This is a genomic window from Occallatibacter sp. (assembly GCF_036502485.1).
GTDB lineage: Bacteria > Acidobacteriota > Terriglobia > Terriglobales > Acidobacteriaceae > Telmatobacter.
This window is the reverse complement of sequence record NZ_DASXYM010000064.1, coordinates 1-8,210: the sequence shown is the minus strand read 5'-3', so window position 1 is coordinate 8,210 and position 8,210 is coordinate 1. Positions and strand designations below refer to the sequence as shown.

The following is an 8,210-nucleotide window of genomic DNA, read 5'->3' as shown; positions in this document are numbered from 1 at the left end:
GAAGAGGAAGGACTGGGCGCGGCCTTCTATTGGACCTTGACCTACGCACTCTATCGAGTAATGCGGATCTATAACCACGACGACGCATTGCAGTACGAAGAGCGCATGCGGGAGTACGCAGAGGAAGACGAAGAGAATCGCAGCCAATACGAGTTTCCCGAAGTCGAGAAGGCCCTGCCGGAGTGCATTCGAAGGACATTGAAGCGCGATCATCGAAGCGCCATCACGGAGGCCCGTCGCCTGCTTTCGAAACACGGGAGCGGCCGGTACGGCAGCTGGATTAAGCGACTGCGCAAAATTCAGCTGCTCTCGCGGATCCCTTTGCGACAGGACCAATCCTTTCGAGAGGACGGTGGCTACGACGGCATTCCGTTGCCGTCGCTGGTGGTGGCCTTCAAGGAACATGATGCCATCGTCGCCTGCTTTGATGAAGAAGGCCAATACATGCTGGAGGGAAGCTCGGAGCCGACTCTGGGTGTGATCTTTTCTCCGCACAAGCAGGAAGAGGTCCGACGCGCGGTGCGCGCGGTCGGGAGGTTTGTTGCGCTGAACCATGAGCTCTTCCGGCTGGTGGAGGAGTTTCAAGACTGGGAGAAATGCGATGGAGATACATGTCTCAATCGGAGAGAACCAGCGCTTCGAGCTGCGTGAAGCGCTCCTGGTCTACGGAGATCGGCAGCGCAGCTTCGTGACCCGGCACCAGGTGATGCTCCACAAGAATGCTCCGCCTACTCTCGAACCGGCCCAGCCTCTCACCGTCGCCTTTATCGAATCGCTCGTGCGTTCGCTTTATGGGGGATCGACAGCCGAAGTGCTGCCAGAACATATCCTCGCCAAGAGCGATCGCACGATTGTGTGGTGGACTTGTGGCTGCCGCCGGCAGATGTTCTACCAGAATTCTGAAGGGAAGGCCGCGGAGCTGAATGGCCGGTTCTTCCCACAGCCTCCTCTGGTGTGGCGGGTTGACGGCGGCGATCTCAAGATTCGGGCACTGATGGATAACAAGCGACCGGGCGCAGGAACGAAACTGGCTGTCGCTCCCTTCTGGAATCTCTCGGAGGATGGACGCGTCTGCATTGGCACGATGCGCCACCCCGATGCCGCCTCCGTGAAAAGCATTTCCGAATGGGAGCACGGCTTCTACGAAAGCGCGTTCACACACGCCAATGTGGGCCGCTTGACCCGCCATGCGGGAGGATTTGAGGGATTGTGGAGCGGCCTCGATAAACGCAAAATGTTTCCGGTTGAAACACTGATCCAGTTGCCCCAGACGCTGGCGCAGTTCGTTCGCGGTGAGAGGGGGTAGTATGCGGATTGAGCACACACTTCCGCCAGGCCTGCTCCACCAGCGCGCCGTCCGAGTTCTGGTGATTGGCGCAGGGGGCACGGGCAGCGCCATCGTCATGGGACTGCCGTATCTCGATCAGGCAATGCGTGTATGGGGCCATCGATACGGCATCGAGGTTGCCATGATGGACGCCGACACGGTTTCTGAAACCAACTGCGTCAGGCAGCCCTTCTCGGCCTCCGACATCGGCCAGAACAAGGCCACTGTCCTGATCAACCGCATCAACTTGTTCTGGGGCACGAACTGGTCGGCGATCCCGAATCACTTTCATCCACGCTCTTTTGAGCGAGGTTATGACCGGTGCCCGGATCTTGTGATCGGTTGCGTCGATACGCGCAGCGCGCGAAAAGCCATTGAGGATTCCTTCTCTCGGACTTTGAGCCAGACCTATTATTGGCTCGATCTTGGGAATAATGCGGCCAGCGGACAATATGTTCTTGGTCAGCCCCTGAATGCGCGCAATCGCAGGAAGGCGATCCGCCTGCGAACGGTCAGCGAACTCTACCCGGAGATTGTCGATGCTGAGGCTGGTGAGGATCCCTTGCCGAGCTGCTCGGCCGTTGAAGCCCTTGACCGGCAGGAGCCATTCATCAATCAGACTCTGGCGTCGAGCGCTCTTGCCATGATGGCTCAGCTGTTTCGCTACGGCAAGCTGACCCATCACGGCGCCTTCTTCAATGCGAAAACGGGACAGATGTGCGCGCTGCCCGTCGATCCCGCACTTTGGTCGAAGACAAAGAGACGGACCAGAAGAATTCATTAGGCAATCACGTCTAGGTGAAATTCTTTTGAGGAAGTTAAGCTGTGCTTCAAAGGGTATTGGAGACTACCGATGAAGATGACCCTCGATCCCGATCTCGCAATAGAAGCAAAGGCGCTGGTTGCACTGGCATTTCGCAACGGTCCGATTGAAGGCTTGCACGCCGGAACGCCATGCCCGGCATGCAACGGCAAAGCGGAGGTCTCGCACATCTCCGACGACGAGATGAAATCGATCATGAAGTCGGCGGTCGATACCGTTTACCGCCTCTTATGGAAGCGAGATCACGACCCAAGGGAATATCAGGAAAGCCGGGCGCTGGGACGACGTTTCACCATTCATTGGGACGATCCGGAACTCAAGGGGCCGGTCAAAAGAGGGCCTCGCCCCAAATAACATTTCGCCCCAAATAACACGTCAAGGAGACATCCATGTTCAAAGAGCTTGCTCCGTATCTGCGGCAGCGCGCCGTTCTGCTGACCGTCACCTCCATCGAAGAAGATCAGATTCGCATGAACGTCATCCCGCAGAAGCTCAAGGATGGCGAGAACGCCGCTCTCACGACGCCGTTGACCGTGACCGGAACGGCCGAAGAGCTTGACCGGGATCTGCCGGGGACTTTGGTTGATTTCGTCTCAGCTCACATGCAATTGAAGAACACCCTGGACAGGGCGAAGGCTGAGATGGATGCGGCTGCGAAGACCGCGCAGGCCGAAGCCCGTTCAAAGACCAAGGCACCGGCGAAGAAGGAACCTCCGAAGCCGGAGACCGGCGCTCAAGAGATTCCGAAGTCCGCCCAGCCAGTAAAGCTGGAACCTCCGAAGACTGCCAGCCTCTTCGATGCGCCCGCATCCGCAACTTCCGCGGCCACAGCTGACGTGGAAGATAATGAGGAGATTCTCGGGGCACTCGAAGAAGACGACCAGATCGACGAGGACGTCGAACTGGATGAGGCGGCTTAGGACGACCGAACGATTTGGTTGAGGACATGGCCCAGATTCGCGTGGAGCCGGGGGCCGTTTCAGGCGTCGAGAAGCTTGCGGATCTTGCTCTGGACCGGGCCCGCAGGCTGGAACTGCCGTCCATCGAACCGTCCTTCTAACGATTTGCCCTCAATCGGGTCTTCGAAGCAGGCTTCGGCATCCACAAATGCGGCGATAGCACGCTCAAACCCAGGGTCACTCGCAGAAAACTTTTGAAGCGCTGACAGCCCCGCTTCGAGGCTGGCTCCCCTGGGGCTCCGCTGATTGAGGTAACTCTTGATCGCCTCCGTCAACAACTGTTCGATGGGTCGCCCCTCGAGTTCACCGATGTGCTCCAGGGCAGTTCGGTCTTCTTGGTCGATTCTCAGAGTGAAAGAGAGCTTAGCCATTTCTGAAGGCTACGCAAAGCCAAACATGATTTCAATGTTGGAGTCTGATATCAGGTCAGGCTCTGAGCTGGCGGGTCTCCCTGAGCCATTCGTTCAATTTGCCGCAGTTCTTGATACGACGGCAATCCGGTAGTGGGTCAGTTTGAAATCGACACCCCCCAGGCATGAGCGGCCCATCCGCACAGAGCGCCGAAGATCACTCCTGTAATCAGGACAGGTGTATAGGCTTTCGTGATAATCGCGTCTGGAATGCTGATGAGTAGTCCGACCAGTGCTCCGGCTAATGCGGGATGAAAAGGCAACTTCACATTTGCCGCAAGGAATCCGATGGCGAAGCGGCTGAAGAATGCACCAGCTAAGGCCGTGGGCTTGTCGGGAAATTTCATCGGGAGCATGAGCAGGACATCAACGATGCCAGCGGCCAGTCCCAGCAAGAGTCCTAGCACGAGTCGATTCATCGCGGGATTCTATCAAACATGGTCACTGCCGGCTAACGCAAGAAGCGCCAGCCGTGAATTTCAAACTGACCCACCACCCGGCAATCCTGCTTTGTTGCTAGTCGTCGAAATCAGCATTACACTTACTGGTAGGAGTAATGCCATGCAGATTACCAGCAAAGGACAGGTCACGATTCCGCAAGAGGTTCGCATTCGCCTCGGGCTTCTTCCGCATACTGAAGTCGAATTCGAGCTGGCTGACGATCATGCCCGCATCCGCAAAGTTCATCGTAGCAAGGCCTTGGGAGCACGAGGCCGAAGCGCTCTCAGCGCCCTGAGCGGTGCTGCTGATGCCCGAATGTCCACCGACGAGATTATGGCACTGACGCGCGGAGGCAGCCGAAGCGGGAGGACGAAAAAGTGAAGCCGGTTCTGGCCAACATTGCCGCGCGGCTTGCCAATTGCAACGGCATCCTCGTTGACAGCAATATCCTGCTGGACATCGCCACTCAAGATCCGAAATGGGCAGCGTGGTCGGGCAGCGCCCTTGCCGAATGCGCTGAACACGCGGCGCTCGTGATCAATCCCATCATCTACGCAGAAGTATCGATCGGATTTCACACCATCGAAGCCTTGAATGCCGCGCTTCCCATTCGCATTTTTGAAAGAGCGCACCTTCCCTGGGAGGCAGGTTTTATGGCAGGCAAGTGCTTCCTCGATTACCGGAAACGGGGCGGAGTGCGAACGACGCCTCTGCCCGATTTCTATATTGGCGCGCACGCCGCCGTTGATCGGCTTGCGCTGCTCACGCGTGATGACGCCCGCTACCGCACCTACTTTCCCAAAGTCGAAGTCCTCGCTCCTAAAAACAATCCTATCTAAAGGTGCCACGGGTTCTTAGAACCTGGTTGATTCTGCTTCCGCTCTTCCATTGAATCGCGACATATCCGGCTGAATTCCCCTTCCCGAGGAAATCCCCATGAAACCATCGAAGCTTTACGAGGCGCTTCACGCGCTGATCGGCGAACGTGTGCCTCTGCATATCTGGGGTGCGTGCGGAGTAGGCAAATCACAGATCGTCTCCCAGGTCGCCAGGGATCTGGACTACGACTTTCTTGATGTGCGCGCCGTGCAGCTTGACCCGGTCGATCTCCGGGGACTGCCCCGCATTTCGGCCGATCAGACAGAGTGGGTTCCGCCCAGATTTCTACCGACGACAGGCAAAGGCATTCTCTTTCTCGATGAGTTGACCTCTGCACCGCAAATGACCCAGGCGGGTTGCTACCAGTTGGTGCTCGACCGAAAGCTCGGTGAATATACGCTGCCCGCTGATTGGGTTGTCATCGCCGCCGGCAATCCGGCCTCCGAGCGTGGAGTCCATTTTGCAATGCCGCGACCGCTGCGCAACCGATTCGTTCATCTAGACCTTGAACCGGATCTCGACGACTGGTGCCGGTGGGCGGTGAAGGCCCATGTCCGTCCCGAAATTATCGCCTTCCTGCGCTTCAAACCCGAGCTTCTGCATACGTCGGATGCGACGTCGGACGCCAACGCCTGGCCCACTCCGCGTTCCTGGGAGATGGCATCGCAGGTGCTTTGCGGGATCGCCCGCCGTCAGAAGACGCAGTTTCTCTCCGGAACCAGCGAGTTTGAGGCGCAGCTTCTGGATGGCACCGTCGGGCCGGCGGCGGCTTCAGAGCTAGTCGCTTTCATCCGGCTGTTTCGCCAGTTGCCTTCGATTGACGAAATCCTCCTAAACCCCACGACGGCGGCGCTTCCCACAGAGCCTTCAGCGCAAATCGCAATCGCTACCGCCCTGGGGAGGGCCTTGAGCGACACCTCGGTAGGGAGAGGAATCGCGTATCTCGACCGGATGCCGACTGAGATGCGAGTGATGGCAATGCGTGATGCGGCGGCGCGGGACACCGCCATAACACACACTCCGGAATTCGTTCGCTTCGGAGTGGATTACCGGGAGGTCATCCAATGATTACTGAGCGCGCAATGCTCGCCGCCGTCCACATCAGCATCTGGACGGCCGTCAAACACGACCGAAAGGTTAGCCGCGATGTCGCGGACCAACATGGGGCACACCAGGGCGCTGGCCGTTATAACAAGCAGCTCCTGCGCAGCGCAGACAAGCTGGATGAGCTCCGCACGCTCGCCGGGCAGATCCGGCAGCATTTCTACAAGATCACCCTGCCGTGGTCCGACGAAGGGTTCCGGCTCCTGCCGGCGAACTTCTACTTCGATCTCATGGCGCGGATGCGCGAGTTCGAGGCCGGCTTCGAGCAGGGAGTGGAAAGCTTTCTCGGCGTCTATCCCCAGTACATCGAGCAGGTGAGGCCGGAGTTGAACGGGCTCTTCCGCGAGGAAGACTATCCGTCCGCAGAGAAGCTGCGGAAGAAGTTCGGCGTCAAGCTCGAAGTGCTGCCCATCCCGTCTGGCGCCGACTTCCGTGTCCAGATGTCGGCCGAGGAGCGGGCGCGGGTCTCGCGCGAGATCGATGCCAACGTCCGCGAATCGCTGATGCGCGGAACTGAAGACCTCTGGAAGCGGCTGCGCGAGGTGGTCGCTCACATGGTCGATCGGCTCAATGAGCCGGAGTCGCGCTTCCACGGTTCCTTGGTCACCAATGTCCTGGACCTCGTGGAGATCCTGCCGCGGCTCAACGTCAATGGCGACTCGGACCTCAACCGTTTTGCGGAGCAAGTCAAAGAGCGGCTGTGCAATTACTCCGCTCAGGACCTCAAGAAGCATGACCTGCTGCGCGTCACCACGGCCGCCGACGCTGCCAACATCGTTGCCGAAATGGATGGCCTGTTGCGGAGCCGCGAAACGGCAGAACCCGCTGAGACCCCGAGCGCCGACGACATCTTCAACCGCATGTCCGCGTATATGGAGGCGCCTGCAGCAGCATGAGACATGAGACGCCAACCTCACTGCGTGTTCAGAAAGCTCGCACATCTCTCATCCTGGACCATCCTTTTTTCGGCTCGCTTTTGTTTCGATTGAAGGGGCGCGAGTGCCGGTCGATTCAAACGATGGCTACGGATGGAGTGTCGCTCTTCTACAACCCCGATTTTGTTGAGACTCTGAACGCCGCGACTCTGGCCGGAACCCTGGCGCACGAGGTCATGCACCCGGCACTGCACCATCATGTACGCCGCTCCGGTCGCGATCCGAAACGGTGGAACGTAGCTTGTGACTTCGCCATCAATCCCCTGCTTGTTGACGCCGGACTCAGCCTGCCTGATGGGGTTTTGATCGATAACCGCTTTCGTGGGATGAGTGCGGAGCAAATCTACAACCTTCTTGAATCGGAATCGGAATCGGAAGCAGAGCAGGACTCGGGCAAAGAGGATGGAGACGACGAGCACGGAGGAGAGGATTCGACAGGGGAAGAATCAGGTGACAGCGATTCAAACTCACCTTCCACACCCGTTACCGAAGGCGGGATAGGCCAGGTGCTCGACGCGCCACCACCGGACGAGGAAACCTCAACTATCGAAGAACAGGCGAGGAAGTGGGATGTGGCGGTCAACCAGGCCACGACAGTTGCCCGGCAGGCGGGCAAGGTTCCGGCCGGCCTCCACCGAATCCTGGATGGGGCGGCAGAGGCGGCGGTTAATTGGCGAGAATTGCTACGCCGGCTCTGGTCGGATACGGCGCCGGCTGACTATTGCTGGATGCGCCCCAACCGCCGTCATGTCTGGGCCGGTCTCTACTTGCCGGGAGTGGTGCGCGAGGGCGTCGGGGAGATCGCGATCGCCGTCGATTGCTCGGGTTCTGTGAATGGACGGCAACTGAGGCTTTTTGAGGCCGAGTTGCGTTCGATTCTCGACGGCCAGCGGCCGGAGCGGGTCCATGTTCTCTACTTCGATTCAGAGGTGCAGAAGGTGGAAACGTACTCGTCCGGCCAACCGGTTCACCTTGACCCCGTCGGGGGCGGAGGAACCGAATTTGGCCCATGCTTTGATTGGCTCGAAGAGCACGGGATTCTGCCGCAGACCCTCGTCTTTCTGACAGATCTGTATGGCTCATTCCCACCATCCGCTCCCGCCTATCCCGTCCTATGGGCTTCGACCGGAAGCCGGAAGGCGCCATTCGGCGAAGTCATCCCGATGCAGGCGGCCTAGTCCCAGAGGGCCGGTGAGCTGCCCCCTTCGGTTAGTCCGGGTAAGTGAGAGCACTCGGGTTTGAGTTTAGCTGCAAATTCAGCCCGCAGCAGTCGTCGAGGCTGTGCGAATGTGGGAAGCGCTTTTTGCTTTCCACATTTGCATAGCCTGTTGC

12 protein-coding genes are annotated in these 8,210 nt (G+C 58.6%); 10 read left to right on the top strand and 2 right to left on the bottom strand.

Going from position 1 to position 8,210, the window contains the following annotated elements; genetic code table 11:
• From VGL22_RS09910 to VGL22_RS09890, 5 genes are all read left to right on the top strand, one after another.
• Window positions 1-651, top strand: a 651-nt coding sequence (locus VGL22_RS09910) for a hypothetical protein (protein ID WP_465266753.1), incomplete at its 5' end; no start/stop codon positions are given.
• Window positions 602-1,306, top strand: coding sequence for a PRTRC system protein B (locus VGL22_RS09905; protein WP_465266752.1), 705 nt, complete (start codon window positions 602-604; stop codon window positions 1,304-1,306). The genes VGL22_RS09910 and VGL22_RS09905, both read left to right, overlap by 50 nt.
• A 1-nt stretch (window position 1,307) precedes the next feature.
• Complete coding sequence (locus VGL22_RS09900) at window positions 1,308-2,111, top strand: PRTRC system ThiF family protein (RefSeq protein ID WP_465266751.1); 804 nt, start codon at window positions 1,308-1,310, stop codon at window positions 2,109-2,111.
• 69 nt (window positions 2,112-2,180) lie between these two features.
• Complete coding sequence (locus VGL22_RS09895) at window positions 2,181-2,504, top strand: hypothetical protein (protein WP_465266750.1); 324 nt, start codon at window positions 2,181-2,183, stop codon at window positions 2,502-2,504.
• Window positions 2,505-2,539: 35 nt separating this feature from the next.
• Window positions 2,540-3,070 (top strand): PRTRC system protein E, encoded by a 531-nt coding sequence (locus tag VGL22_RS09890; protein ID WP_465266749.1) that lies wholly within the window; start codon window positions 2,540-2,542, stop codon window positions 3,068-3,070.
• A 59-nt stretch (window positions 3,071-3,129) separates the two neighbouring features.
• Here the strand turns inward: VGL22_RS09890 and VGL22_RS09885 are convergent, their stop codons facing one another.
• Together VGL22_RS09885 and VGL22_RS09880 are read right to left on the bottom strand one after the other, a co-directional pair.
• Window positions 3,130-3,480, bottom strand: coding sequence for a hypothetical protein (locus tag VGL22_RS09885; protein ID WP_465266748.1), 351 nt, complete (start codon window positions 3,478-3,480; stop codon window positions 3,130-3,132).
• Between the two features lie 137 nt (window positions 3,481-3,617).
• Complete coding sequence (locus VGL22_RS09880) at window positions 3,618-3,938, bottom strand: hypothetical protein (protein ID WP_465266747.1); 321 nt, start codon at window positions 3,936-3,938, stop codon at window positions 3,618-3,620.
• A 142-nt stretch (window positions 3,939-4,080) separates the two neighbouring features.
• Here VGL22_RS09880 and VGL22_RS09875 point away from each other — a divergent pair, with 142 nt between their 5' ends.
• From VGL22_RS09875 to VGL22_RS09855, 5 genes are all read left to right on the top strand, one after another.
• Window positions 4,081-4,341 carry an AbrB/MazE/SpoVT family DNA-binding domain-containing protein gene (locus VGL22_RS09875; RefSeq protein ID WP_465266746.1) on the top strand — a complete coding sequence of 87 codons (261 nt, stop codon included), beginning with the start codon at window positions 4,081-4,083 and terminating at the stop codon, window positions 4,339-4,341.
• A complete protein-coding gene (locus tag VGL22_RS09870; RefSeq protein ID WP_465266745.1) occupies window positions 4,338-4,799 on the top strand; it encodes a type II toxin-antitoxin system VapC family toxin in 462 nt (153 codons plus the stop codon). The genes VGL22_RS09875 and VGL22_RS09870 overlap by 4 nt, the downstream gene beginning before the upstream one ends.
• 97 nt (window positions 4,800-4,896) lie before the next feature.
• Window positions 4,897-5,907, top strand: a complete 1,011-nt coding sequence (locus VGL22_RS09865) for an AAA family ATPase (RefSeq protein ID WP_465266744.1) — start codon at window positions 4,897-4,899, stop codon at window positions 5,905-5,907.
• Window positions 5,904-6,839 (top strand): hypothetical protein, encoded by a 936-nt coding sequence (locus VGL22_RS09860; RefSeq protein WP_465266743.1) that lies wholly within the window; start codon window positions 5,904-5,906, stop codon window positions 6,837-6,839. The genes VGL22_RS09865 and VGL22_RS09860 overlap by 4 nt, the downstream gene beginning before the upstream one ends.
• A complete protein-coding gene (locus tag VGL22_RS09855; RefSeq protein WP_465266742.1) occupies window positions 6,836-8,056 on the top strand; it encodes a vWA domain-containing protein in 1,221 nt (406 codons plus the stop codon). The genes VGL22_RS09860 and VGL22_RS09855 overlap by 4 nt, the downstream gene beginning before the upstream one ends.
• The last annotated feature ends 154 nt before the right edge of the window (window positions 8,057-8,210 follow it).

Excerpts from the sequence above, each read along its gene's own strand:
- VGL22_RS09855 (WP_465266742.1), top strand. The coding sequence starts at position 6,836 with ATGAGACATGAGACGCCAACCTCACTGCGTGTTCAGAAAGCTCGCACA.
- VGL22_RS09880 (WP_465266747.1), bottom strand. The coding sequence starts at position 3,938 with ATGAATCGACTCGTGCTAGGACTCTTGCTGGGACTGGCCGCTGGCATC.
- VGL22_RS09895 (WP_465266750.1), top strand. The coding sequence starts at position 2,181 with ATGAAGATGACCCTCGATCCCGATCTCGCAATAGAAGCAAAGGCGCTG.
- VGL22_RS09900 (WP_465266751.1), top strand. The coding sequence starts at position 1,308 with ATGCGGATTGAGCACACACTTCCGCCAGGCCTGCTCCACCAGCGCGCC.
- VGL22_RS09875 (WP_465266746.1), top strand. The coding sequence starts at position 4,081 with ATGCAGATTACCAGCAAAGGACAGGTCACGATTCCGCAAGAGGTTCGC.
- VGL22_RS09890 (WP_465266749.1), top strand. The coding sequence starts at position 2,540 with ATGTTCAAAGAGCTTGCTCCGTATCTGCGGCAGCGCGCCGTTCTGCTG.
- VGL22_RS09885 (WP_465266748.1), bottom strand. The coding sequence starts at position 3,480 with ATGGCTAAGCTCTCTTTCACTCTGAGAATCGACCAAGAAGACCGAACT.
- VGL22_RS09865 (WP_465266744.1), top strand. The coding sequence starts at position 4,897 with ATGAAACCATCGAAGCTTTACGAGGCGCTTCACGCGCTGATCGGCGAA.
- VGL22_RS09905 (WP_465266752.1), top strand. The coding sequence starts at position 602 with ATGGAGATACATGTCTCAATCGGAGAGAACCAGCGCTTCGAGCTGCGT.
- VGL22_RS09860 (WP_465266743.1), top strand. The coding sequence starts at position 5,904 with ATGATTACTGAGCGCGCAATGCTCGCCGCCGTCCACATCAGCATCTGG.